Here is a 24,990-nt window from a genome sequence, read left to right on the forward strand (position 1 = left end):
TCGCGGGACACCTTTGTGGAGGACCTCTTCAGCGTGCTGCTGGACCAGTTGGGCTTTCCCCAGGCCGCCCAGCCCTCGCCAGAGCCATAAGAAACGGCGTCTAAGGCCGTGGATCTCTGCCGTCAGGCCGATGTCGTCCATGGTCCACTTCACGAGCGAAAGACTGCTGTCGACCACTTCGGCGGCCAGGACGAGGGCGTCGGCGGCGGCGTGGGCGACGGTCGGCTGCATGACGTAGCCGGAAGCGGCGAGCGGCTTCAAGGGGCGGCGTGCGTAGTGCTCGATGGCGTGGGTTTTGGGCCGGTCCGAGGCCCGTAGCACGGTGTGGGTGGTGGCGGAGCCGAAGCTGGGGTGGACTGCGTCGCACAGCCATTCGTACAGGTCGAGCACGTCGACGGTGGTGGTGTTCTTGGCCAGTTTGTTGATGTAGGTCATCACGTTGGTGCTCTGGAGCACGGGCGGCCGGCCGGCGCTTTGTCCGACGCGTGAGGCGTACTGGAGTTTGGCCAAGCGGTTGTTGAGGTCGGCGCTGAACCGCGTGAGGGAGTCGGTGGTGGGCGGGCCGGCTTTCTTGAACGTGTCCCATGCCTCGTGGAGGAGGGTCGTTTCGTGAGTGAGGGCGGCCGCGCCCTCCAGCAGGGAGCGGGAGCATGCGGCCGCGACGAGCAGCCGCCAGCGGCCCAGGGCTTCCACAGTCTGCTCGGCGAGTTCGGCGGCACGCCACAGCTGGGTCAGCCGCCAGGCCGCCATCCTCATGTGCAGGTCGGACAGGGCGAAATGGGCAATCCAGTCCCGTGAGCCGAGCGCGGTGGTGTCCTGCATGAACGGGCTCGCCTTGCCCGACCACGTGCCGTCGGGATGGGAGACGGTGACGAACGTCCAGGTCTCCTCCGGTGCGGCCGCGTTGAGCAGGTCGGTGAGCTCGGCTGTCGCGTCATGGGCATTGTGGGCGTGCAGCGGCACATTGATGTGGACCGCGGCCTGCGTGCTTTGGGCATCGTCGTCGGCCAGCGTCATCAACTGCCGGGCTGCCGCCTGAACACGGTCAGCCCGGTCCCTGCCGAGAGCCTGAACGACTTCTTCCTCGAAGCTCACACATCCCCCCACTGCACGCTCCATTGGCGGGGCGCCACGCGCCCAGAGTACTGGTGTACTCCCGAGGCGGTACCGCTGGTCAATGACCGGATGCCGAGCGTGGCGAACCGTTCGTTTCCTGCGTCATGGCGCGGCGCAAGGGTCGTTGACTGGTGGCGGAAAGAGCGCAGTTGGCGGGCGAGAGAATCGTCGGACGGCCGGCCAACCCCGGTGCGCCCGGTCCGCTCTCGCCTCACGGACGTGGCGCACCGGGCGCCGCCCTCCGGTCCGGGCCATCCCGGCGATGACCGACGCAGGCGGCAGCCGACTCGAGCCGCAAAGAGGCAGCGGCGTGCCGCGATGCTCACCTCGGACAAGGATGACCGCGTGGTCCGTAGCACGGTGGAGCGGGATATGCGGCCTGTTCGCATCCAGGTGGCGCGCTGCGCACAGCTATCGATGTGCTCTGGGAAATCTGACGACTAGAGTGACGCAAGGAGCAGCATGTACGGGACCTCACACGGGTGTTGAACGGCGATGGACACGCCCGGGTGGGAGTGAGAACGGCAAGGACGGCACCGGTTGAAACTAGTTGAGCTCGGCGTGAAGGGCTTCCGTTCCCTTGTCGACATCCAGGGAATCCCCATCCGCAAGCAGACGGTTCTCACCGGGCACAACGACTGCGGTAAGACCGCTGTGCTGGATGCCATCGCCTTCCTTCTCGACGAGCCTGCGGTCGAGATCCACTTCGGCGACCTGTCGCATTTCGGGGACTGCGAAGCGGACGAGGTGCAGCCCCGTCCAGAAGCCCAGGAGATCTGCGTCGAAGGAGCCTTCGAGCTGTCCGACCAGGAGGCGCAACAGCACGCTCTCGCCTCGCCCCTGCTGATCCGGCGCCGCTTCACGCCGGACGGCAAGACCGGCCTGGAGGCCAAACTGCCGGTATGCGGGGATGTCCGTCTGCGGGCACTGGACTGCATGAACCTGGCCGACCTCAAGGAGCTCGCCTTGAGCGTGGGAGTGGAGGCCACGGGCCGAACAACCGCGAAGGCAAGCTGGCTTGAGCCCTTGCAGCAGTACGCGGCGGGCCTGGATACGGTGATGGAGTGGGTCTCCGCGCCGGCCGAGATCCAGGACATCATGCCCGGCATGGTCTACTTCCGCGGTGACGCGGCAGAGTCCCCCGAGACGGTCGTGCGCAGCATCCTCACCGCCAAGCTGCGCGACTACGCCAAGAACGAGTCCACGCTCAAGAAGATCACCGAGCTGGAGGACGAGTTCGGTGAGCTCCTCAAGGCGGATGCGGACAGACTGCGCCGGCAGGTCGAGAAGCGCTGCGGCCTGGACAGCCTGAGCCTGCAACCGCGCATCCAGTTCAAGCCCTCGGTGGGCGCCATCGAGATGACGGCGTCCATCAACGGGCAGCGGGAGGTACCGCTCAAGTCAGCGGGAGCGGGCCGCTCCCGGCGCATCGCCCTGGCACTGTGGGAGAGCACGCGAGATCTGCTGGAGACCGCGGAAGCCATCCCGAACGAGGAGGCTCCGCCCCGGCGCGACATCGTGATCGCCTACGACGAGCCGGACACCCATCTGGACTACGAGCACCAGCGGCGCATCATGAAGATGATCGAGACGTCGTCCCGGGCCTCCCACTCCTCGGTGATCGTGGCGACGCACTCGCTGAACCTGATCGACGGGGTGGACATCCAGGATGTGGTTCACCTCGGCAGCAGCGACGGGCAGGCAGAGATCCAGTCCTTGACGGCGCAGGGCACGGACAAGGAGGTGCGCCGTTTCATGTCCAACATGGCCGCCTCGCTGGGGTTCCGCAACAGCGTGCTGCTGCACGAGAAGTGCTTCATCGGCGTGGAGGGGCCCACCGAGTACGCGGCCTTCCCTCGTCTCTTCCGCATCGCGATGGGCTATCCGATCCAGTCCGCCGGCATCGCCTTGTGGTCGTGCGGCGGCAACGACGGTTCCCTCAAGTTCGCCAAGTTCCTCAAGGAACACAAGCGGACCGTTGCCTTCATCGTCGACCGGGACTCCAAGCGCGACAAGCAGAAGTTCTTCAACGACGACCGTCTCAGCATCAACGGCTTCAAGCCCGCCGAGTGCATCTACCTGGGGAACCCGAACGAGTTCGAGGACATCTTCAGCGGAGAACTGTGGGCACGCGTCGCCAACGACAAGTGGCCCCACAAGGAGGCCGCGCAAGGCCGGGTGTGGACGGCGCAGGAGATCGACGCTCTGCGCAGGGAGCCCAAGTTCAGTCACGGCCTGCACGCCCTGTTCAGGAACGGGTCCGAGGATGCCCCGCCGAAGAAGGAGCAGCTTGTCGGCTTCCTGATGGAGTACATCGAGAAGCCTTCCGATGTCCCCGAAGCCCTGCACAGCGTGTTCAAAAAGGCGATCTCCATCGCCGAAGACGCCGGCCCGCACCCGTGGGACGAGGACGACTGAAAGGTCAGGCCCGCGCCGCCGAACGCCGGGCCCGCATCCTTTGCAGACGCTGCTCCCGTGTGGGTTCGGCCCAGGTGTGCATGCCGACCGATGCGATCCACTGCGAGCCGTGGCTGTCCTGCGGGTCGCCGCACCAGCGGCAGCCGCTGGGCGGGGGTGAGGTGGCATGCCGAACGCGCACGATGGGGGTCCGCATCGCCTTCCGCCTTCCTACGTCCGACTCAGTGAACTCAGCCTCGCACACCCCTCTGACAATGCGGAATCAAGCATTCCGATCGCCCGTGAGGCACAGAGGCGGCGGGCTCGCCCTCGCCCCGTTCTCCAACCGCCAGTCTCCTTTGACACGGCCTGTTCCTGGCTTTCCCCCGGCCCGCAGGAACAACCCTGCCGAAATCCTGAGTGCAGGTCGCTCCAGTTGGCCACCAGGACGCCGCCACTGGACGTATCCGTCCCCCGCCCAGGCGAGGGGTGACGACTCGGGCCTCAGTCGCTCGGTGTCCAGCGTGGGGCAGCACGTGTGCGGGCCACGGAGGTGACAGTTCCAGCGGCCCTGCGAAGCCAGACGTCATATGTCCCGGCGGGCTCGTCCCCGCTCACTGGCCTGTCGCCGCACTGACCCCACCCGCGACCACCTCGGCGCCGTGGGAACTGGTGTTCCTTCTGATCATCTGGCGGCTCGCAGACAGGGCTGCGGAGCATGTCGCTGTTGTGCCGACGGGCCGCGACATCACCATGGGGGGAGCAGGGTGCCGTCGGCGTCGAGGCCGTAGAGAACCTCATCCTCGTTCGGCGGTGTTCCCTGGTGCAGCGCTTGTAGGAGGGAGGGGAACATCTCGTAGTCGCCGACGTCGATGGCCTGGCGGTACCAGTCGGCGGCCTGCGTGTAGTTGTCCTCCTGCTCGGCCAGCCGACCCAGGAGACTGCGGGCTTCACGGTGGCCTGGGGCTGCTTGCCGCAGCAGTTGGTGCGCCTCGTCGCGTTTGCGGGCAATGAGGTCGTGGTGTGGTGTCTTCTCCCGTTCGAGTTCGTGCGCCTCGGCCAGCAGGGTTCGGGCGAGCTGGACCTGGGCGGGCTCGTAGCCGAGCCGGGCCAGCACGCGGATGGCGGTGATAGCGAAGCGGCGATCACGGGGAAGGCGTCCGCCGTAGGTCAGGGGCCGCAGCACAGTGAGGACGTTCAGGATGTGGCCCGCCTGCGCGGCCTCGGTGAGGACCTCCCGGGCGGTCCGGGGGCGGTGGGGCCACAGGCGGTGGAACAGGGTGTTGAGGGCGTACATGTCGGTGGCGGAGACGGCACGGAGCACGTCATCAGCCTCATGGGTGCGTTCCTGGTCATCGAGGAGGCTCACCAGCCGTTGCCGGGCCTGCCGGTCGCCGCTGTCGGTCGCGGCGCGTAGCAGCGGTTCGACCAGTTCTGCGGCGCCCGCACGGGCGAGTTTGGTGGGCCAACTCCACAATGCGGGGCTGTCGCTGAAGGCGGCGGCCGCGATCTGGTGGAAAGTCTCGTTCCGTCTGTCCGCAACCTTCCGCAGTCGTTCCAGGGCGGTCGCGTCGCCTGCGGCAGCATCGTGCAGGACCTGGGCGGGGTCGTGCGGTGCCGGGGGCTCGGGCGGCGGAGTGAGAGCTTCGGCTTCGCCGTGACGGCCCTGGGCATGCAGGAAGTGCTCCAGCGCCAGGTGGGCGTCTCGGTTGCCTTCGCGGCAGGACCGGGTCAGGAGTTCTTCAATGAGCGGTTGGAGGGTGTCGGCGTACTCGACGGTTTCGCCGGCGAGGGCGAGTTGCATGAGGGCGGTGCCCAGGTCGGCGAGGCCGGTGCCGCCGTCGCAGAGGCGGTCGACCTGGTCGCACAGTTCCTTCAGGCCTTGGCTGGTGCGCATGCGTTGGGTCTCGGTGTAGGAGAAGCACAGGCCTTCGAAGGCGGAGAAGGTTCCGCGGTCGAGGGCGGCGACGTACAGGTCCCGGGCGATGCGGAAGCGGGCGAAGGCGAACGCCTGCAGGGCGAGGGCTTCGAGGTCACCGCCGTCGGTCAGGTCTGACTGGGCGGCCTGCCAGAGTGCGGCCGGGGGTTTTATGCCCCAGCGCTCGGGGGCGATCTGCTGCTCGATGATGTCGCTGAGGTCGACTAGGTCCGCTGCCTCGCCGATGCCGTCGGGCGCGAGGACGCCCTGCAGGCATGAGACGACGTCTTTGACCGGGGTCCGCGCCCAGGCGAGGGCGTCGGTGAACCAGGTCTGCCGGTCCAGCTTGCGGCGGTGGTCGGGGCTGAGATAGCCGAGGGCGGCGTGCTCGAGGAAGGCCAGGGGAAGCGGTCCGCGTACGCCCAGGCGGCGGGCTTCGACGGCTGCGGTCACCACCGCTTTGCCGGGTGTGTGGTCGGCATGGCGGTAGCGGTCCAGAAGTTCGGGGGCGGCCGCCAGGCGCTGGCACAGTTCACCGTTCGCGCGTGCCTGGGCGGCTGCCTGGGTCCACTGGCCGTCGCTGCGGGCCTGGGTCTCGAACCGGTCGAGCCCGAGGGTGTCGAAAGCGCTGGGCTGGTGGACGGTGCGGGCGAGATCGAACAGGGAGTGAATGTGCCGGGTCCGGCCCCTCTTCTTGGGGTTGGTTCCGGGCGCGTCGAGGGGGGTGGGCCACATGGTGGCCAGGACGATGACCGGGGCGGGCGGCTGTTCCAGCAGTGCGAGCAGGTCTTCGGCAGCGCGGTTGCCGTCCGCCTCGGCGAACAGATGGTGGGCGTTGTCCAGCCAGATCACCGTGGGACCGGTGAACACGTTGGTCTGCAGGCACGAGCGCAGTCCGGCGGCGGACTTCGGGTACAACAGCTGCCAGTCGGGCACGCAGGCCGTGACCGCTTCCCAGGCCGAGCGGGTCTTGCCGGTGCAGGAGTCCCCGCGCACGACGACCATGCCTGCGCCCGCGCTGGCCACCATGTGCAAGTGGCGGCGCAGTACGCCGTCGTGGTCCCGTTCGATGTAAGGGGGCAGCTTCATGCCGTCGTGCTCCTGGACGGCCCGGTGCACGCCCAGGCGGTCCGGCTGCCAGGCGGTGACCGGGCGGGGCCTTGCGACCAGCGCCTCGCCGCGCCGGTGGGTGTCGGGCCCAGCCGAGCGACTGGCCAGCAGGCCGAGTTCACTGACCGCCGCGCGGATGTCGGTGAGGGACAGCTCGCGCTTGCCGCCAATGACCTGCTGGGTGACCCACTGGATGCCGGTCATGATCGCCTGTTCGTCGTGCTGCAGGCTGGCGGCTTGCATCAGGCGGGAAACGAGGGTGCGCTGGAGCGGCTCGTCGCGCCCCAGATGGAACTCCAACACATCCAGGAGTTTGAGGAGTTGAGCCTCGTCGAGCCCGGCGTGAGCGGCCCAGCGGGCGCGCGCCTGTCCCCGCTCTGAGCGGGGTCCCTGCTGGTCTGCCCGGGGCCGCAGCAGACCGGTTCGCGTGTCCCGGCCTTTGAACAGGACGTCTGCGGGATCCGGCGACCGATTGGTCAGCAGGGCCAGTTGGACCTGCTCCCCGTTCCGGGTCAGGGTCTGCCAGGAGCTGGTGATCTTTTGCAGGATCGACGGTCCGCCGTCGGCGCTCGGTTTGAACAGGTACTCCTCCCCCACCGCGGTCGACGCGTCCGCAGCGTACTTGACCTGCGCGTAGCGGGTCGGTTTCCCATCCGCGTAGTAGTAGACGACATCGTCCACATTGCCGGCGCCCGTGACCTCGACACCGACCGCCACCACCGCGCCCCGGGCACCGTCCATCGAGTCCTTGTAGGCCTGGACGCACCCCTCCCACACGTACAGCCACTGATAGGTGTCCCCAGCCACGCGCACACCCGTAGCGCTGGGAGGAGGAAGAGCCGGCACCCGCACCCCTTGTGAAGGAATCCGCCCCTACAGCGGAACCCTCAAAGCCTACGGGGCCTCACCGACATACGGCCTCAACTCACACCATCGCCCCTCCCCCGCAGCGACACCGCCGGACCGCCCCAGCAGCCTGGCCGCTGCCACCGTCCACGTTCCGCCGACCGCCAAGGCTAACCCGCGCTCGCCACACCGCAGTTCCGCACCACCAACCGGACCGGGTACCCTCACAGTCTGGCTGCCACGTCTCTGACCAGCGCAAACTCTGCACCCGCTATAGCAGTCGGCGTGAAAATGACCTGGCCTTTCGTCACTCACGTCAGCAACAGGTGAGCATCACCCGTCAGTGCCAATCACCAGGTCGCTGAGGCAGCGCCACTGACACTCAGATGACGATGTCCACCTGACACTCTCCCGCCGACCATCAAGATCCACGGTGGTGTCTGCGGCGGTCTTCATGGCGGCCGCCGCGGCAAGCAGGTGACCTCGGTGGATGAGTCGCCAGGTTGCGGGTGCGGACTTCCCTTGGGCCATGAGCTCGGTCAGGGTCGGCTGCGTGGGCACAGGCGGATGCGAGCGGTCCGGTCCCGCCGGTGCAGGCTCCTGCACACCCGAAGATTCCTGGCCTGGAGCCGAAGCGGAAGTGGGCCGGCTCGGCCTGGAAGGTGGCCGGGGCGGCCGGAACCCCGGCGAGCGGCGGGAGACGACGGCCAGGACGCGGCCGACGAAGGACTCAGCAGTGAAAGTCACGCCTGCCTCCCTGCCTCTGGCGGCGTGGGTGGCAGGGCGGTGGCGTACGGGGAGGGCTTCCAGGCCCAGGGTGAGGGCGCTGGCGAACTGGAAGGCCTCCAGGGGGCGGGGGGCCAGCTGGGTAGCGGCGTGGTGGAGCAGGGTGCGGGCCACGGTCTGGTTCTCGTGGCAGTGCAGCCACAGGATGACGCCGTGGGTGTCCTTGGGCCGCAGCGCGTAGGAGATGACGCCGAGAACGGCTCCGGTGGCGTCCGTGGCCACGGACGTGGCGGGACGGTCGAGTTCGGCCCACCAGCCAGCATCCACGCCCGAGCGGCCCGCCAGCGCCTCGGTAAGCATGGCCTGGGTGGTGAGGGGCTGGCCGAGCCGGTCGGCGTTGATCAGGTCAAGGACCGCCGTCTGGTCGGTCGGGGCGTAGGGGGCGCAAGTTCACGCCCAGTGTGGGGCTCACGTACACGACCATCGCGCGGTGCTCCTCTCTGTGTCCAGGAAGCGAGTAGTGGCCTCAGAAAGGCGCCTGGGCGCCTTCCTGAGGCTGTGGTGGGGGTGAGGGTCAGGCCGTGAGGGTGGCGCCGCGCTCGACGGCGCCTCGCAGCCATTCCTCGACGGCCCCGACGGCGAGCAGGACGGACGGGTCCCGCTCGCGGGCGAGGTGGCCGGGGTGGATCAGGCCGAGGTCGGCGGCGAGCAGCGGCGGCCGGGGGATGGCGGCTGCCGCCCGCCGGGCCAGGGTGCGGGTGTAGTACTGCTTGCGGCGCGGCAGGGCCCGCACGACGCGGCCCGGCATCAGGCTGATCACCTGTGCCTTGCACCGCCAGTAGGCGGTAGGCAGCTGCGGGCCGTAGCGGTCGGCCAGCGGCAGGGCCCACGCGGCCGACAGGAACGTCTCCGTGAGGTACGGAAAAGCCTCCTGCACCTCGCCTGCGGCGGGGAGCAGGTCGTGGGGGTAGAACGCGTCGTGCGCGTCGGCCTGCGCCCACGAGCGGCCCGCTTCCGTGTGCTGGGCGATGCGGTCGGCGACAAATAGGCCCCTGCCCGCCGTACAGGGCGCAGCAGACGCGACCCTGCGGCCAGCACCTCGCCCATCACGCCGGGCCCGGAGCGGGCCACGTCGGCGGCGTAGCGGGCCGCCGCCCGCACCCCGTGCCGCCGGGCGATCGCCCCCGTGGCGTAGCGAGGCACGCCCAGCAGCTCATCCGCGCCGTCACCGGACAGCAGCACCCCACGCCCAGTTCGGCAGCGCGGGCGGCCACCGCCGCGTTCAGCTCCGGCAGCGCGTCACGGCGCGGTCCCAGTGCCGACCACGGCGCGGCCCTGCGGTCCTCGGGCGAGATCACCTCCAGCCGTACGTGTTCCAGGGCAAGGGAGCGCAGCAGGGTGCGCACGACCGCGACGCTGCTGCGCCCGTCGTCGTCGGTCATGTCGATGGTGAACGCGATCACCCGGCGCCCGTCGGCCACCCGGCAGGCATGCACCAGCGTGGCCAGCGAATCCAGCCCGCCCGAGACCGCCACCCCGATCGTCTCCACACCCTCGGTCAACTCCCCCACCGAGGCCGCGAACGCCGCCCGCCGCCCGCCCGGACGGGCGGCCGGAGCCACAGGGCGCACAGGAAGCCGCTCGACTCCGAATGGGTTGCTGCGCCCCCACTCAGGCGCGCCCTGGCATGCGGCCTTCCGCGCCTTGCTGCGCCCGGCACGGGCCCTGGAGACGGACGCGCGCTCGAATGGGTCAGTGTGGCCCGTGGTGGGGGCAGGAAGGCGCGGAAAGCCGCAGGCGGGAGCGGGGTCTTCAGCCGCGCAGGGCGGCCAGGACGGCGGACGGCACGGGGCGCGCCTGGTCGGTGAGGTAGCGGATCCCCTCGCCCTGCGGGCGCGCCCCGGTGTCCTTGCCGAAGGGATGGCGCTGGCTGCCGGACGTACGCCAGCCGAACCGCTCGTCCCACACCACCACCGCCGCTGCCTGGCCCGGCGTCAGCCGGATCGCGGCCGCGAGAGCGCCACTGGGCAGTCCCACCACCTCCGGCTCGTCCGGCTCCGCCAGCCCGGCCCCGACCAACGCCTGCGCCACGCTGCAGACGTAGGGGCGCGCCTCGCGGATCCGCTGCTCGGAGCGGGCCGCGGCCAGAGCACGGCGGTGGGTGATGAGCGGGTAGCCGAGGCGTTCGGCCGCCTGCACCGGGGACAGCTGCGGCTCTTCCTCGAACAGATCGGCGATCCGCCGGCCCCGCACAGCCGCCAGGGCAGCCGTCGCCGTCGTCATGGCCACGCCAAACTCCTCCACCACCGCCGCCGCGGTCACAGCCGGCTCCGCATCCAGCAGCCCGGCAATGCTCCGCTGGAGCTGCTCCCTGGGCACCCGGTCCCCGCTGCCCGCCGGCCGGCCGCCCGCCCGCGCCGAACCCCGGCCCGGACGCCCGTCCCGGTACGCACGCACCACACGGCGAGGCCAGTGCTCCACCCCCGCCACCAACACCCGGTGCTCAGCCACCCGCGGATCGTTCTTGTAGGAATTCCACGTCGCCACCCCGACCCCACACTCAGCCGCAGCCTAAGGAGCAGCAGCACTCTTCGGGCCCCGCGCTGGTCCGAGTCGCCACAGGCTGGCTCCGCCCTGCGGCAGCTCAGCCCAGGACAGCTCTGCGAAGCGGGCTGGACTCCAAGAACGCTACTCAGCCCCAGGTCTCGCCGTTGACCAGGGCAGGGCCGAAATGCCGGGTGGCAATGGACGTCAGGGGCGGAAGCGGACCATCGTCGATCGCGAGTTTGAAGGTGTGTACCAGGCACGTGCGCACAAGGTGCACCGGTTCATGGGGTTTCCAGCCGTCGTTCGTGGACAGGGGTCGGTTCTGCGGGCGGGCCAGGGCGAAGGCAACGAGCATCGTGCGCTTGTCCTCGAACTGGAAGTAGTCGACGATCGCCCGGTTGGTGAAGTCGAGGTGGGAGAAGACGACCGCGACGTCCTCCTTCCCGTACGCCGCCTGCTCCAGGGCCGGCAGCACGTCGAGAATCGCCTCGCCACGGGCCAGCAGACGGGCGCGCTCGTGCGAGTCGCCCCACGGTGGCGGATCGTCGTCCCGCAGGCCTTCGGGGTACTCCTCAGAATGCAGGGCGGTGCCGATCTCAGGATTCTCCCAGCGGACCTGCCCACTGACGCTCCCCCAGTTCAAACTCGCGTTGACACACAGCTCGCCCGCCAGCAGCGCCCAGGGTGTGCACACCACACGCTCGCGCGCCAGGTCGACCACGAGCTGACCGAACTCCTTCCGTGACAGCAAAGCCGGCTCGGCAGGCGCAATGAAGGCATCGGTCCATATCCCTATGCCACGTGGTGTACAGGCAGGACACCGAAGAAGACCGACGAAAAACAGCGCAGCCGGCGCCAGCCGGGAGTGCCTCCCTGCCGGGTACACGGTGCGGGACCGGGACGGCGGATCCCGGCCCCGCAGCGTGAGATTCGCAGTCGGCGCTGCCGCCCCACGGTGGTGAGTCGGCGGGAGCGGACGGCAGCATGCGGGAGGCGCGCTGCGGGGACGTGAGCTGCCCGCGGAGAAAGTGTGGCGGGGCCGACCCGCTGTCGGGGCCGGTCCCGCCGGTGCAGCCCGGCGTCAACCGGTCTGCGGTATCCCTGCGTTGCTTCGGTTTGCGGCCAGTAGCGTGTCAGGGAGGTGCGAGGTCGGGGTGGTGTGGGGTGTGGTGGCCCCAGCAAGTCTGCTGGGGCCACCACACCCCACACCACCCCGACGCTCGAACGTGGTTGGTCTCCAGGTTCCCCGTCCCAGGCCCGCCGCGGCAAGGCAACGTGGAACACGGGTGAGCCCGCAGACGGGACGACCTGTCCGGCGGGCCCAGCAAAGGCACTGGTCGGCAAGTTGCGGGTCGGCCGGACGCTCTCGTTCCGGCCGGTGGGCAATTGATGGGGCGCCTGGAACACCTGTGAGCCGAGGATCCCCGCGGGTGTGGCGGGGCGTGGCATCCTGCACTGCACCGGGGCGCGGCAGCGTCAACTGCCTTAGGCGCACCGGTTTTTGCGGCCAGTAGCACATCACCTGTGCGGGTCGTCGGCATCGGAAGTCGTCGGCGTCCCGCCCGTCTGCCAGGGAGGCAGTCCAGCATGTCCACCACCCTCAAGGGCGCCCCCGCGCCCGCCCGCGGCCGCGGCCGCCCGTCCCGGGCGCCGGTCACCGCCGCGCAGGCCTTCGGCATCAGCGTCCTCCCCCTCCTTGGCGCAGGTTTGGCCGCCACCGGCATTCCGGTGTGTGACGTGCTCGTCCTCCTCGCCGGGTGCGGGGCAATCGGCGCCGCCGTCTACGCCGTCGGAGGGAGCGGCTGGCTGCTGCTGCAGGCCTTCGCGGCGGCGCTGAACGCCGCCGCCCGCCGGTAGAAGGAGGGCGAGGGCCATGCGTGCGGTGCGAACCGCCCCCGTCGGCTCGCCCGGTGCCGCCCTGGGCTCGATGCTGGAGAACCTGCGGCAGCAAGCCCAGCTCACCTTCGCCGACCTCGCCGAGCGCACCGCCGCGCTCGGCGATCCGGCCCTGGCCGTCTCAGCCGCCACCCTCAAGCGCGCAGCCGGCGGTCACACCCTGCCGAAGGAAACCACCGTCGTAGCGTATGTACGCGGCTGCGGCGCCACCCCGCAGCAGGAGCACAACGCGCTTCAGCTGCGGAAACGGGCCCGGGCCAAGGACCGCGGCATCCTGCGCCAACTCCACGCTCCCGGGGTCCACAGCATCCGCACCCGCCAGGACTTCACCGCCGCACTCGCGGCCGTCTACGAGGACGCCGGTGCGCCACCGCTGCGCACCGTCCAGCTCCGCGCCGGCACGGTCGCCCAGCCGGATGGGGTCCCCAGCGAGTGCGAGGTGTTCCTGCTTCCCCTCGGGACCCTGTGCCGGATCGTCAACCGGAAGGTCAAGCTCCCCGCCTGGAACCACTGCGAGGCCTTCCTGAGGGGGTGCGGTATCACCGGGCAGCGCACGCTCCAGCAATGGAAGCAGGCGTGGTCTCGGGCCAGCACGGCCCCCGCCACGGCCACGGCTGCGCAGGAGCTGCACGAGGAGGAGTGGAACGCGCTTCGGCGCCGGGCAGCGCTGCGGCGCCTGCTCCGCATGACGGCCGCTCCTGCGAGCGGCCCGGCCTCACCGGACCAAGGGCCGGCTGTGCGTGCCGACGACCAGCGGTGGAGGCGGCTCATCGAGCTGCTGCCGCCCACCGCGTTCGAGGAGGTCGTCGTACGCGGCGTGCAGACCTACCTGACATCGGAAGCAGCCCGTAACGGCAAGAGCACAAACGGCCTGACGCCCTGGCAGCCGGACATGGCCGTGGTGCACGACGGCAGGTACACGGTGTTCGAAGCGAAGTCCGCCTCCGGCCGCAACGACGGACCCCAGGCCGGCGGCGGGAGCGTGCGGGCACCCCGCGCACCGGTCGGCGGCTCCGGCCCCTCCGCACGGGTGCAGCAAGGTTCCGTACCGCTCATGCCCGCACTGACGGCCGCGTACCGACCTCGCCGGAGCACGACCGCCACCAGCTAACGAATAGCCCCGGAAGCAAGTATCCAAATCGCACAGCTCACCGGACCCAGGACACCCTCGACGTGCTCGACCCCGGCACCAGACCTTGCTCTTGTACTACGCAACCTTGCCCGGACCCTGCCCCCGCTCCCCGCCACCTCCGAGCCCGCCGCAGCTGCCTCCGGTGGCGGGGGTGCCACTCCCCGCCACCGGATGGTGCTGGGCTGGGTCAGTAGGCCAAGACGTCGCGTCCGAGCTGGACCAGGCCCGGTGGGGAAGCCCGATCGAGCGAGCACGAGCCGAGCAGGAGGGGCAGGTGGGCATTGCGTGAAGCAGCCCTGAGGGGGACACCAGCGAATCGCTGGAAAATCACTAGGCCACCGGCGGACCGACTGACACAGTCGATCCCCAAGCATCCTGACCGGACGGACGTCATGCCAGCACGTATTTCTCTAAGATCGATCGTGAACCTGATCGCAATGCGGAGCACCGCGCGCCGTCTCGGGCGCATGCGCGAAGCCCGTGACCAACTCGCCCAGGCACAGTACGCCGAACGCACGGCACGCGCGGAGCTCGAGCGACTGGAAGCCATGCGCTGGTACATGAACATGCGAAGCAGCCCTCCTGCATCGTCGCCGGAACGCGGGTATGACTGAGGAGGACACCGCACGACCTCACCGTCCGCGTGCCGCCTTCACCCAGCAAGACCGGGACTCCCCCGGCCAACGACGGCTGACCGCCTGCCGACATGGGCAAGCCACTCACCCCGCCCCGAGCCGCACCCGAACGCCGCGCGCAGCAACGACCACGCGGACACCGAAAGACAGCCACACCCCCGCCCCACGCACGCAAGGCCGGCCGCTGGCTGGCGTGGGGGAAGCCCCCTGCGGGGGGCTCCGTACGGGGCCGGGACCGAACCCTTAGACGACCCAGGTTGCTCGGGGGCGGACCCGGGGGCCCCAGGCTTGGGGGCAGGCCGGCCAGCAGAGCCGCCACCACCGCTCAGACTGGCCTTCAACCAGCCGGTATGAAGGCACCTGCCGGGGCATCACACAGAGCCGGAAACAGACCTTTGAAGTGTGGAGGCGAAGAGCGTGGCGGCCTCGAAGCCCGCCGGTGCGCGGCCCCATCCCCCCCAGGCCAAAAGCCGCAAGGGCGACGCGATGAGGTTCGCCCAGTACACGTCGAAGTGGGCGGTGGTCCAGCAGGTGACGACGGGAGCCGGGATGCCTACAAACTGAGGCATCGCCCGGTCCATGTACTGCTGTCGCACGGCGACGCGGCCGGTGTTGACGGCCGACACCTTCTGCAGCGTCCCGGCGAGTTCCTGTCACCAGGAGTCAGGCAGCTGGAGGTCGTGCTCGTGGATCGGGTCGTCGGACAAGACCGGCTCATCGACACCTACCGACAGCTCCGCCCGGTAGGCGGTGCCGTCGTCGACGGCCTCGTGGACGGCCAGGAGAGCGGGCCGGTGCCCGCCCGCCTCCGGGCACGTGGCTCGGTCCTCGTCGGCTGCCCCGCTGGCGAAGCGGGAAAACCGACCCTAGGCAGTCGGCCAAGTCTGTGGGCTACGGACCCCGGTCACCCCGCGTTCGACCTGGGAGACCATCTGTCAGGCTAGGCCGACCTTGGCGGCGATTTCGGCCTGGGTGAGTCCGAGTGCGCACCGGATGTCACGCAGAGTCAGCGCTGAGTTCCGTGGGCGTAGTTCGGCCAGAGTCACGCCTAGGGCCTGAGCGATGGCGTGAGCCTCGATTCCGATCCTGGCCTCCCGGCGCTGGGCGAGCGCTCGCGGACCATCAAATCCAGCCACGTGTGACCTGACCTCCCGTGGGTGCAGAAATTGCTACTCAGGTTTGTCAGTGATGCACGCTAGCCTCTGTAGTTCCGACAGCCCAAGATCCAATTTCTGAACCGTGCCTAGGCAGGGGGAAGTTGCGGCGTGACCACCGACCAGGGGACACCAATCCCGTCGGCCAGAGCGGCGGTTGTGCTCCAGTACGCCCTGATCCCCGTGCACTGTTCTGGAATTGCAGAAGCGACCGTCGCCCGGATGCTCGATCCGGAGGGGGTGGGAGCGGCCCGGGTGCTGCACGCGGGCGAGCCGGTGCCGTACGCGGCGCGGCCGGTGCTGCTGGCCGGCACCACGGTGTACGGCGCGGTGTGTGTGTGTGGAGCACATGCTGCGCGGCTGGACGACCGCGCTGCCCCGCCCGTGGCTGGTGTTGATCGCGGACGCGCCGGTGCGGCCGGTGCGGGCCGCCCGCTACCGCTACAAGGCGCTGGAAGGGCGCCTGGCCGGCACCGCGATTGTGCCCTACCTGCCGGTCCTGCGGGCGGTGGAGGGGGCCGAGGAGGCCCTGCAGCACACAGACGTTCAGGCCGCTGCCGTGAAGCTGCGGCGCCAATTGGAAGGGAAATGAGCATGCACGCTGCCACGCAGCTGGTGACGCTCGCCGGCATCATCCCCGGCGCCAAGCCCAAGCCGATCGACGGCATGAGCGGACCGGTGTCCGACCTGTTCGGGTACGGGCTCTGGTTGATCATCCTTGCCGGTGCGGGCGGCGTGGGCATGGGGGTCTACAAGCTGGCTGTCTCGGACAACTCCCGGCACGGGGGCGGATCCGAGCCGTTCAAGTGGATGGGTGGCGGTGTTGCGGCGATCGTGTTGGCCGGGTCGCTGATTTCGATCCTCAACGGCATCGCGGGCTAGGGTGGCAAGAGATGTCACGGACGAGGGGAACCTGGAACACGCCGGGTGTGTGGGCCGCCGGGGTGGCGTTCGCCGCGGTGGTGGGCCTGACCGGTTATGCGGCGCTCAGCGGCGGCGACGGCGGCTCGCAGGCGGGCAAGGGGAAGAGCGCGAGCCCCGCCGCGTCGAGCAAGGCCAGTGCCGTGCCGACGTATCAGGCGCCGGATGGCTGGACGGAACCGGATCGGTGGGCCGCTCTTCCGCGGGGGGAGCGCACCGACAAATACAGCAGTCAGGTCGGGTTCCCGCACACCACCGATGGCGCGGTGGCGATGCTTGCGGCCGCCCAGTCCACCAACATCGATGAGCAGAAGACTACGGTGGACGAGCACCTGCGCGTGTACCACTCGTACATCGCCGCCGAGGACCAGAGCGAGACGGTCGCCGAGCGGGTGGAGCTGGGTGGGCAGCAGTCCGACAAGACGCTGCACCAGCAGATGGGCGCGAAGCCGGGCGGCCCCCTGCCGTCCGGCGCGTACGTGCGCACCACGGTGGTCGGATTCAAGGTGATCAAGGAGTCGTCCGGTGAGGTCAGCGCCTGGCTGCTGAGCCGCGTGGCCCAGAAGAACGGCGAGACCGCGAAGGAAGGCGTCACCTACACGCGCAGCGTCGAGGCTGCCCGATGGGAGCATGGCGACTGGAAGATCTCGGCCGAGGCGACCGTGAGCGCTCAGCAGCAGACGCAGGGACAGACCGCGCCGGCCGGCGCCGCTCCGGGCGACAAGAAGTTCAACACTTCCGGATGGACAGCCATCCGGGAGGCATCGTGAGACGCCTGGTCGGCTGTCTGCTTGCGCTGGCCGCTCTCCTCGGGCTGTCGCTGTCCGCGCCGCAGCCGGCGTCCGCCGACGTCATCGGCAGCGGCGCATCCCTCGCGTGTGAGTACGGCGGCGTCGGCGCCGTCAACGACGTCGTCGACGCCATCACGGGCCAGGACCACTCGGCCTGTGCGACACCATCGGCAAGGCCGTGTCCAAGGAAGTCCACAAGGCGTGGAAAGCCGTGTGGGACTCCGTCCTCGGGGACATCATCAACTCGGCTGCGGACGTGGTGAAGTGGGTCATCAAGGAGGTCCTGACGGTGGCACTGCTAGGGCGTGTATCGGAAGTGGATCTCGAGCGTGAGATGATCTTGGTTCGTGGCACGTGGAGATCTGACAGACGCGCAATGGGCGGTGCTGGAGCCGCTGTTGCCAAAGGGTAAGAAGCCCGGACGGCCGCCGACGTGGGCCAGGCGGCAGCTGATCAACGGCATACGGTTCCGGGTCCGCACCGGGATCCCATGGCGGGATGTGCCCGCCGAGTACGGGTCGTGGGGCCGGGCGTACGACCTGTTCCGCCGCTGGCAGCGGGACGGCACTTGGCATCGGATCTTCAGCGAACTCCAGGCCTGGGCCGACGCGGGAAAGCTGATCACATGGGACATCAACGTCGACTCCACAGTGTGCCGGGCCCACCAGCACGCCGCCGGTGCGAGGAAAAAGGGGAGCTTCAGAAGGAGCCGCCCGGCGGCTTCTGCGTCGAGCCGGACGACCACGGGCTCGGGCGCTCGCGTGGCGGTCTGACCACCAAGTTGCACCTGGCTGTCGAACAGGGCCAGAAGCCCATGTCCATCGTGATCACGGCCGGGCAGCGGGGCGATTCCCCGCAGTTCGAGCCGGTCCTGAACAAGGTCCGTGTCCCGCGTCTTGGGCCGGGTAGGCCGCGCACCCGACCCGATCGTGTGCGCGCCGACAGGGCATACGCCTCCCGCAAGAACCGCGCTTACCTGCGTCGTCGCGGGATCCGCTGCACCTTCCCGGACAAGGCTGACCAGGCCAGCAACCGCAAGAAGCGCGGCTCGCGCGGCGGCAGGCCGCCGAAGTTCGACCCGCAGGACTATCGGGCTCGGCACGCGGTCGAGTGCGGCATCAATCGCCTCAAGAGGCACCGGGCCGTGGCCACGCGGTACGACAAGCTCGCGGTCCGCTACGAGGCCACTGTCCTCATCGCCGCAATCAACGAATGGCTGTGAACGCCCTGTTGTGAAGACGCATCGGCTACGTCGGCGCGATGCGTTCTGCTGTCAGCCAAGACTGTCGCGCCTCGGAAGGCATGGGCGACAGGATCGTCACATGCAGCCGATCTTCGTTCTCGTGCACAGTCCGTCCGTAGGTCCCTCGACCTGGCACCCTGTGGCCGAACACTTGACGGCGGCGGGAAACCAGGTGCGGGTGCCGTCCCTGCTGCACATAGGCGCCGGTGCTCCGCCCTTCTGGCCCCGCATCGTCCACGCCGTCCGCGACGATCTGCGGCAGGTCCCGGCCGGAAACCCCGTCACGTTGGTGGCACACAGCAACGCAGGCTTGTTCCTCCCGACCATCCGCTCGGGCCTCGACCATCCGGTGACCAGCTCGGTCTTCGTCGATGCCGCGCTGCCGGCCCGGACCGGCCCGACCCCCGTCGCCACACCCGAACTGCTCGATTTCCTACGCCCGATGGCTGTGAACGGCAGGCTCCCGCGCTGGACCGACTGGTGGGACGAAGCAGACGTCGCACCCATGTTCTCCGATCCGCTGGTGCGGCAGACAGTCGTTGAGGAGCAGCCCACCCTGCCGCTGTCCTACTACGAGCAGCACATCCCGGTCCCCGACGGCTGGGATGACCATCCCTGCTCCTACTTGCTGTTCGGTCCTCCGTATGACGACCTTGCCGCCGAGGCGCGCGAACGCGGCTGGGCCGTGGCACACCTGCCCGGCGCACACCTCCATCAGATCATCGATCCTGCTGGCACCGCCCAGCACCTCGTCGAACTCACCACTACGACTTGATCCACTTCCGATACACGCCCTAGGTCGAGTCCGCCCACTGACTCAATCGCTCTTACCCGGTAGTCGTGAAACCGAGCTTCAGCCGCTTTCCGTTCTTGTTGGCAGGGCGGCCGCGAGCGAACTGCGAACGCTGCGCGCCCGCGTTGCTCGTCAAGCGGCCCCGCCCTGACGGGGGCTTGCGTTCGATCCGGTGGTTCCACTCGTCCCGGATGAACTGCTCGGCGGGCTCGTGCAGGTTCTTGAAGAGTTCGTTGTCGTACCAGGAGTGCCTCTTGTCCCACACCCGGGACAGAGCGTCCAACCAGTTCTGGTGCTCACGCTCGGGCACGTCACAGACCGTGAGGAAGGCCAGCAGTTGGTCCTTGCTGAGCATGGTGGCGCCGTCGAGCATGCGGCGCATCGTGCTGCGAGGAAGGCGCCCCAGACCGGCCCGGCGTTCCATCTCGCGCAGCGGCATCGTACCGGCCCGGTGGTACATCTCACGCAGAGCGGCACGTAGTTCCGCCGCATTCTCGACCAGTCGAGGCCTGGGCGCGCTGCCGAGCGCGTGCACAGTGCCGTGCTCCACGACGCGTGCGTTGCGCCAGCGCCGACGGGCCTGCTCCAACGATCCGCCGCAGGCCACGGCATAGGCCTCCACTACCGGCAGGCGCGGGACGCGCTTGCCGCTCGCAGCGCGCTGCAGCGTGGTGGCCGAGTACGCGTTGTTGGTCTTCGCCGCGAGCTCGACGTACGTGAGCTGGGCGTTGGTACGGATCTCACGCAGCCACCTGGCGAGATCCAGGAGACCCAGGTTGAGCGTGACGAGCGGCTTCTCGGGACGTCCCATGATGCCCCCTCAAACCGCCGGCAGGGACAGTGGGACCCGGCGGCCGAAGCGCAGTGTCACCACCGCCCCCACCGCGATCAGACCGGCACCGGCGAGCAGGTGGAGCACGGTGCCCAAATCCGTGCCTCTCCACGCGAGCGCGGTGCTGGTCAGGACGATGACGATGATGACGGCGGTCTCGGTGCCGGTGAGACGGTGCGGGGCGGGCGTATGCCCCCCTGCGGCATGGCGCCTGCGGCTCATACGAACTCCCTGTTGGGATCAAGGGCGGCTGCACTCGTGGGTGTCGCCGCCAGCGACTGCGGACTCCTCACCACAACTGAACGGTGGCACGTCCAGGGGGTGTAACTGCATGGTGCCCTATGGCCCTTAAGGACCCCAACAGTTGATGCGTCCACGGGCCCCTCTGGGATTCTGCTGGCCAGCTGCGCAGCTAATCCCCGCGGATCAGTCCCGCTGACCTGCATTGTTCTCACGCGGTGTACGGAGCTCCGTACGGTTGATGCACCTGCGACCCAGCTTCAGCACGGCGAGCTTGCACCCCTACAGGTAGGGATGCGACGCTCCATGACAGGTTCCAACTCCCCCGGCGGCTGCGGGCTCCTCCCTACCGAACGGGCCAGAACCTTCGGGCACCGGCGTGCGTGGCAGCACCCGGCCCAACGGTGAGGGCCGACCTGCACCAGGTCGGCCCTCTGCCATGCCGTGGAGACGGCGAAGGACAGCACTGTGTTGTGCGCGGGAGCTCGTGCGGTCAGGCGGCGAAGCCCACACTCGTACAGAACTCGTAGGCCTGTACTGGGATCCCAGGTCGGGCAGGATGCCGTCGGTCCAAGCCTCGTCCAGGCCCGCCACGTCACCGGCCGCGCAGGCGCCGACAACGCGGTCCCGCACCGTACGTTCATGTACCGAAGGACATCGCGCGCCAAGCCCGAATACAGCACAGTCAGCAGCTCGAAGCAACCGCTCCTCACTCAGGCCAGATCTTTCTGCCCAACGTGCACGCGCGGGAACCGCCTTGGAGCGCGTGCCCCGCCGAGCCGCCTTCGGCACCAGAAGCTGCCTATGCGAATCTCGAAGGCAGATCAGCGGTTCGCCCGCGCCCGGTGAGCGGCTACTGCGCAGCGCGAGACCGATGGGGGTCTCGTCCTGGGTAGCTGCTCCCATGCCTGCGCCAGCTTCGGCAAGATCGACGGCCCATCATGGTCGCTGGGCTTGAGCAGAGTGATCCAAGGAAACAACTAGGCCTGCGTGCAGCGTGGTCGCAGGATCGGGTTCCAGGCGAACCAGTCCAGGTTCTCGGCGCCCAGTTCCCACGGCGACTCCAGCAGCAGTTCCCGGGTTGTCTCAAGGTCCGCGGTGACCGCAGCTGGCGCCGGGCCGATCCGGGTCATCCAGTCGCCCTCCGCATGCCAGAACTCCTCGTCCTCACCGCGCAGGCGGCACGCCGCTGCTTCCACGCAGGCAGGCCATCTCGGCATCCCGTAGTGGTCGTCGCGGAACCCGAACCAAGGTGCGCTGGCGAAGACAAGGAAGTCGTCCGGCGACAGCCTCTGCTCGAAGTGCGCGAGCATGTCGATGCGCTGTTTCGCGTGTTTCTTGATGTCTCCGAGGAATCCCCAGCCGAAGTCCGTCAGGGTTCCCTCGCATCCCGGCCAGACATGGTCCCGGTCCAGGACCAGATCCTCCAGCTCGTAGAGACGGAACTGGTCGTCGGAGCCCAGGACGTCGAATGCCTGCCGGGTGAGCCAGGTGTTGCGGGCGAACATCGTCCCGTCGTGCAATGCCTTGCGCCGACTGGTCGGCCGTGAGGCATGCGCGTTCTCGATCGGGCCGTTGCGCCACACGGACCGGACCAGCCCGTAAGCGGCTGCCCACCGCAGTCCGTCCTGCGTCTTGAAGAAGCCCAACTCCGTCAGACGCAGCCGTGCCCACTCCAGCGCGTCCTGGATGTTCCCGTCCGTCGGCTGCTGCTCCCCCATGATGCCCCGCTCCCCCGCGTCGGTGTGCCTTCCCATTTGCGCTGCAGCGCCCGCAGGAAGGGTCAGATCGTACGCAGTCCCACTGACACCTCGCTGCCGTCTTCCACGATGTTCACAGCGTCCCCCGGACCGCTCCGAGAGAGGCTGCACCGCTGGAAGTCCGCGCTGAGCGCGTGCAGTTCAGAGCGACGGGCGAGCAGGAGTTCCTCCGGCTGCCGCAGGGCGGTGTCCAGGAGCCAGACCCCGCGGCGGAACCGCTGGAAGCCGATGCTCTCCCACAGCGCGGCAATCTTCTTCTTCGCCTGACGGCGGTATGCCTCGGTGACCTGCGCGCGGTCCTCGGGGTATTCACCCATGGCCGGATACGCCGCCACCGCACAACAGCCGCCGGACAGCCGGCGGATCGCCTCAGCCGCCAGGATCGGTCCCAGCCCGAAGCCCCTCCATGCCCTGTCGAGATGGACACGGTCGAGGATCAGCAGATCACCCACGGGGTGGGTGACGGCCTTCTCGAACGCGGCACTGTAGCCCGCGCGTCCAGACCGACCGAGAACGGCTGAGGCGATGACCTCGAGATCACCGGACTCGGCATCCGCCGCCTCCCACCCACTGTCACCGCTGTCATCACGCAGCCGCCACAACATCACATGCCCGACCTCGATGCCCTCAGCGGGAGCACGGCTTTCCTCGCCCTTCTCGTCCTCCCACTCCTCGTCACCCGCCAGCCCGTAGGTGACCCTGACGTACCAGGACTCCAAAGTGTCCTCGAAGTCGTACGGCACCGCGGGATGCCCGTGACCATAGTGCAGATGCAACCGGGCGGGATCGCCCGGGAGTTCACCGACCGGGCGCTTGGACCTCGCTGACGTCATGTCCACAGCCTAGGAGCACCCACTGACACCCCGCCGGGAAACGGTACGGCGGGCACCTTGCCAGGTCCTCCTCCTGATCACGGATACCCGGAGATCAACCTCCATGCACAAGACCAGCCAACCAGCTCGTCACCACCGACAACGCCCGCAGCCGCGCTCTTGGCCCACCTGACTCCTTACACCACCCCTGACCAGCACAGACTCGCCTCCGTCTGATCCACCCGCAGTAACAAATCCTTCGACGATCACCAAATCCCGGAACGATCACTGAACTCACACTTCAGAGGGCCCCTTAACTCGTGAACCTCCACGGAAACCCCCGCTCAGATCTATACGGCCAGGAATCCCGCAACGATCACTAGATCAGCAGCTCAACGCATCACTCACACAGTGATCCTTCGTGGATTTGTCATAGGAGAACCTCGCCGCCGCCCGCGTGTACTACGACCAGCACTGGACCCTGTGCGCACCACGCACCGCCACCGCCCTGGACCGGCCGATCGGGCAATAGCTCTCCAACCTCCGCAGACCAGGCGCACTGACAGGACACCCAGAACGGGAAGCCGCACTCACCGCGATCGACCCCGACTGGAACCCGGACTGGCCCGCCGACTGGCAACGCCACTACGCCGCCGTCCGCGAACTCCTACGCGACGAAACCGGCCACACCGAACTCCAGCCCGGGATCACCGTCCACGGCATGGACGTCGGACGATGGCTCGCCAAACAATGCCAGCCAGGGACGTGGGACGCGCTGACGGACGGCCAACGCCAGCACCTGGAGCAACTCGGCACCGCGCCCCTGCCCCCGGAACAGGAAGCACTCGAGAAGCCCTCCAGAGGCGGATTTGGCGCCTTCGAACGAGGCCTGGCAGCCCTCGCCCAGTACAAGGCACGCACCGGGTCGGTGACCGTCCCCAGGGGCCACGTAGAACGGCTGGAGGACGGGACCGAGGTCAAGCTCGGAGTGTTTCTGTCGAACACCAAGACCAGGCGCGCGAAGCTCACCACCGACAAGCTCGCCGCCCTCGCCGACCTCGGACTCAACTGGGCGGCATGACGGGATTCGGAGGGTGGAGTGCTGACGACATCACCCACCGCCACAGCCGGCTCGTACCGACTGCGGTTGCGTGTGGGGTCGGGGCTCCCCAGTACCCGGACCCCACACAACGCCCGGTCACCGGGAGGTGATCACGGTGACCACAGTGCCCATAAGCGTCAGTCCGCCTGGACCGGCGCCTGGCGCGCCCTGCAGGACGCCCCCTGGGGGTGTCAGGACTTGCTCCAGTCCCGGGTGTAGCCGATCGCCTCCCACTTGGCGTCGGTGAACTTCTGCCCGCAGTCCGCGCAGACCGGCCGCCGCGCCTCCCGCTGCGCGGCTTCCCGCTCCGCACGGCGCCGCTCCTCTTCCCTGGCGGCCTGGCGGCGGCGGGCGAGGTAGGCGTCCCGGCGGGCGTTGCCGATCGCGTCCAGCAGCGGCTGGCGGTGGTCGTGGCCGAAGCGCCAGAAGACGGGCCCGGCCGGGCCGTGTTCGCGCAGCTCCTCCAGCGTGGTCGCCACGATCGGGATGCAGCGGTCGTAGGAGTGGTGCTCGGCTTCGGGATGCCACCGCCCCTGCCAGTGGTGGCGGGTGAGGTCGGCGACCCTGGCCATCTGGCTCTTGGCGTAGCGCTGGCCGACCTGGTGGAAGACGAGCAGGACCGGCGGGTGCACCCGCTCGTACTCATCACAGGCGGGTGTGGACCGGCGGGTGCGCCACAGCGGCTTCTCGATGCCGTCGGTGTCCTTCTCCTGCCGCTGGAAGAACCGGGCGTACTTGTCGAACTTCTGGGCGATGAGGACGGCTTCCTCGGTGCAGTTGTCGGCCTCGATGAACAGCAGCGGCGCCCCGGCCTCCGGGGCGATCAGGACGACATCGGCGCGGGCGCTGCCGATCGCGGGGTTCTTCCAGGTGCCTTTCACCGGGAGCGCGACCTCGGTGGCGTAGGGGGCAAGGGTGCCGATCCCGTCGGGCGCGTCGACGGCGGCCTGCGCGGCAGCGACCGCTTCGGCCGGCTCCCCCCCCCCCCCCCCCCCCCCCCCCCCCCCCCCCCCCCCCCC

General features: G+C 69.0%; 23 protein-coding genes and 1 pseudogene. 10 read left to right on the top strand and 14 right to left on the bottom strand.

Annotated elements, in window-relative coordinates; translation table 11 throughout:
* Positions 1 to 1,095, bottom strand: a 1,095-nt coding sequence (locus IE244_RS40695; RefSeq protein ID WP_191878614.1) for a hypothetical protein, incomplete at its 3' end; no start/stop codon positions are given.
* Positions 1,096 to 1,656: 561 nt separating this feature from the next.
* Between IE244_RS40695 and IE244_RS40700 the strand changes: the two genes are divergently transcribed.
* A complete protein-coding gene (locus IE244_RS40700) occupies positions 1,657 to 3,534 on the top strand; it encodes an ATP-dependent nuclease (protein ID WP_191878615.1) in 1,878 nt (625 codons plus the stop codon).
* 4 nt (positions 3,535 to 3,538) lie between these two features.
* Here the strand turns inward: IE244_RS40700 and IE244_RS40705 are convergent, their stop codons facing one another.
* The 7 genes from IE244_RS40705 to IE244_RS40735 form a co-directional block, all read right to left on the bottom strand.
* Complete coding sequence (locus IE244_RS40705) at positions 3,539 to 3,730, bottom strand: hypothetical protein (protein WP_191878616.1); 192 nt, start codon at positions 3,728 to 3,730, stop codon at positions 3,539 to 3,541.
* Positions 3,731 to 4,261: 531 nt separating this feature from the next.
* On the bottom strand, positions 4,262 to 7,348 hold the full coding sequence (locus tag IE244_RS40710; protein WP_191878617.1) for an SEL1-like repeat protein: 3,087 nt from the start codon (positions 7,346 to 7,348) through the stop codon (positions 4,262 to 4,264).
* Between the two features lie 372 nt (positions 7,349 to 7,720).
* Positions 7,721 to 8,473: a hypothetical protein gene (locus IE244_RS40715; RefSeq protein ID WP_191878618.1), complete on the bottom strand. Its 753-nt coding sequence runs from the start codon at positions 8,471 to 8,473 to the stop codon at positions 7,721 to 7,723.
* Between the two features lie 214 nt (positions 8,474 to 8,687).
* Positions 8,688 to 9,050, bottom strand: a complete 363-nt coding sequence (locus IE244_RS40720) for a hypothetical protein (protein ID WP_191878619.1) — start codon at positions 9,048 to 9,050, stop codon at positions 8,688 to 8,690.
* Positions 9,051 to 9,219: 169 nt separating this feature from the next.
* On the bottom strand, positions 9,220 to 9,735 hold the full coding sequence (locus IE244_RS40725; protein ID WP_191878620.1) for an asparagine synthase-related protein: 516 nt from the start codon (positions 9,733 to 9,735) through the stop codon (positions 9,220 to 9,222).
* Positions 9,736 to 9,925: 190 nt separating this feature from the next.
* Positions 9,926 to 10,624 carry a DUF6292 family protein gene (locus IE244_RS40730; protein ID WP_191878621.1) on the bottom strand — a complete coding sequence of 233 codons (699 nt, stop codon included), beginning with the start codon at positions 10,622 to 10,624 and terminating at the stop codon, positions 9,926 to 9,928.
* A gap of 181 nt (positions 10,625 to 10,805) precedes the next feature.
* Positions 10,806 to 11,381 (bottom strand): hypothetical protein, encoded by a 576-nt coding sequence (locus IE244_RS40735; RefSeq protein ID WP_191878622.1) that lies wholly within the window; start codon positions 11,379 to 11,381, stop codon positions 10,806 to 10,808.
* Positions 11,382 to 12,247: 866 nt separating this feature from the next.
* Between IE244_RS40735 and IE244_RS40740 the strand changes: the two genes are divergently transcribed.
* The 3 genes from IE244_RS40740 to IE244_RS40750 all read left to right on the top strand — a co-directional run bounded on the left by IE244_RS40740 (position 12,248) and on the right by IE244_RS40750 (position 14,302).
* Positions 12,248 to 12,517, top strand: coding sequence for a hypothetical protein (locus IE244_RS40740; RefSeq protein ID WP_191878623.1), 270 nt, complete (start codon positions 12,248 to 12,250; stop codon positions 12,515 to 12,517).
* Between the two features lie 16 nt (positions 12,518 to 12,533).
* Positions 12,534 to 13,667, top strand: a complete 1,134-nt coding sequence (locus IE244_RS40745; protein ID WP_191878624.1) for a helix-turn-helix domain-containing protein — start codon at positions 12,534 to 12,536, stop codon at positions 13,665 to 13,667.
* A gap of 443 nt (positions 13,668 to 14,110) precedes the next feature.
* A complete protein-coding gene (locus tag IE244_RS40750) occupies positions 14,111 to 14,302 on the top strand; it encodes a hypothetical protein (protein WP_191878625.1) in 192 nt (63 codons plus the stop codon).
* A gap of 392 nt (positions 14,303 to 14,694) precedes the next feature.
* Here IE244_RS40750 and IE244_RS40755 read toward each other — a convergent pair whose 3' ends face one another.
* Positions 14,695 to 14,949 (bottom strand): hypothetical protein, encoded by a 255-nt coding sequence (locus IE244_RS40755; RefSeq protein ID WP_191878626.1) that lies wholly within the window; start codon positions 14,947 to 14,949, stop codon positions 14,695 to 14,697.
* 868 nt (positions 14,950 to 15,817) lie between these two features.
* Between IE244_RS40755 and IE244_RS40760 the strand changes: the two genes are divergently transcribed.
* From IE244_RS40760 to IE244_RS40780, 5 genes and pseudogenes are all read left to right on the top strand, one after another.
* Positions 15,818 to 16,069 (top strand): hypothetical protein, encoded by a 252-nt coding sequence (locus tag IE244_RS40760; protein WP_191878627.1) that lies wholly within the window; start codon positions 15,818 to 15,820, stop codon positions 16,067 to 16,069.
* Positions 16,070 to 16,071: 2 nt separating this feature from the next.
* Positions 16,072 to 16,359: a hypothetical protein gene (locus IE244_RS40765; protein ID WP_191878628.1), complete on the top strand. Its 288-nt coding sequence runs from the start codon at positions 16,072 to 16,074 to the stop codon at positions 16,357 to 16,359.
* Between the two features lie 11 nt (positions 16,360 to 16,370).
* Positions 16,371 to 17,168: a hypothetical protein gene (locus tag IE244_RS40770; RefSeq protein WP_191878629.1), complete on the top strand. Its 798-nt coding sequence runs from the start codon at positions 16,371 to 16,373 to the stop codon at positions 17,166 to 17,168.
* A gap of 404 nt (positions 17,169 to 17,572) precedes the next feature.
* Positions 17,573 to 18,348: pseudogene (locus IE244_RS40775) on the top strand (IS5 family transposase); the annotation flags it as partial.
* 163 nt (positions 18,349 to 18,511) lie between these two features.
* Positions 18,512 to 19,207 carry an alpha/beta fold hydrolase gene (locus IE244_RS40780; RefSeq protein ID WP_191878630.1) on the top strand — a complete coding sequence of 232 codons (696 nt, stop codon included), beginning with the start codon at positions 18,512 to 18,514 and terminating at the stop codon, positions 19,205 to 19,207.
* 52 nt (positions 19,208 to 19,259) lie between these two features.
* On the opposite strand, the gene IE244_RS40785 is transcribed toward IE244_RS40780, so the two are convergent.
* The 4 genes from IE244_RS40785 to IE244_RS40800 form a co-directional block, all read right to left on the bottom strand.
* Positions 19,260 to 20,036, bottom strand: coding sequence for a helix-turn-helix domain-containing protein (locus tag IE244_RS40785; protein ID WP_191878631.1), 777 nt, complete (start codon positions 20,034 to 20,036; stop codon positions 19,260 to 19,262).
* 9 nt (positions 20,037 to 20,045) lie between these two features.
* Entirely contained in the window at positions 20,046 to 20,279 is a 234-nt protein-coding gene (locus IE244_RS40790) for a hypothetical protein (RefSeq protein ID WP_191878632.1), read from the bottom strand.
* Between the two features lie 998 nt (positions 20,280 to 21,277).
* The gene (locus tag IE244_RS40795) at positions 21,278 to 22,018 is read right to left on the bottom strand and encodes a hypothetical protein (RefSeq protein ID WP_191878633.1); all 741 of its coding nucleotides are present in this window, start codon (positions 22,016 to 22,018) and stop codon (positions 21,278 to 21,280) included.
* Positions 22,019 to 22,080: 62 nt separating this feature from the next.
* The gene (locus IE244_RS40800; protein ID WP_191878634.1) at positions 22,081 to 22,890 is read right to left on the bottom strand and encodes a hypothetical protein; all 810 of its coding nucleotides are present in this window, start codon (positions 22,888 to 22,890) and stop codon (positions 22,081 to 22,083) included.
* A 577-nt stretch (positions 22,891 to 23,467) separates the two neighbouring features.
* Between IE244_RS40800 and IE244_RS40805 the strand changes: the two genes are divergently transcribed.
* Positions 23,468 to 23,950 (top strand): helicase associated domain-containing protein, encoded by a 483-nt coding sequence (locus IE244_RS40805; RefSeq protein ID WP_444545083.1) that lies wholly within the window; start codon positions 23,468 to 23,470, stop codon positions 23,948 to 23,950.
* 212 nt (positions 23,951 to 24,162) lie between these two features.
* On the opposite strand, the gene IE244_RS40810 is transcribed toward IE244_RS40805, so the two are convergent.
* Positions 24,163 to 24,852 carry a replication-relaxation family protein gene (locus IE244_RS40810; RefSeq protein ID WP_191878636.1) on the bottom strand — a complete coding sequence of 230 codons (690 nt, stop codon included), beginning with the start codon at positions 24,850 to 24,852 and terminating at the stop codon, positions 24,163 to 24,165.
* Between the last annotated feature and the right edge of the window lie 138 nt (positions 24,853 to 24,990).

Source organism: Streptomyces filipinensis, from assembly GCF_014649495.1.
In the GTDB taxonomy this organism is placed as follows: domain Bacteria; phylum Actinomycetota; class Actinomycetes; order Streptomycetales; family Streptomycetaceae; genus Streptomyces; species Streptomyces filipinensis.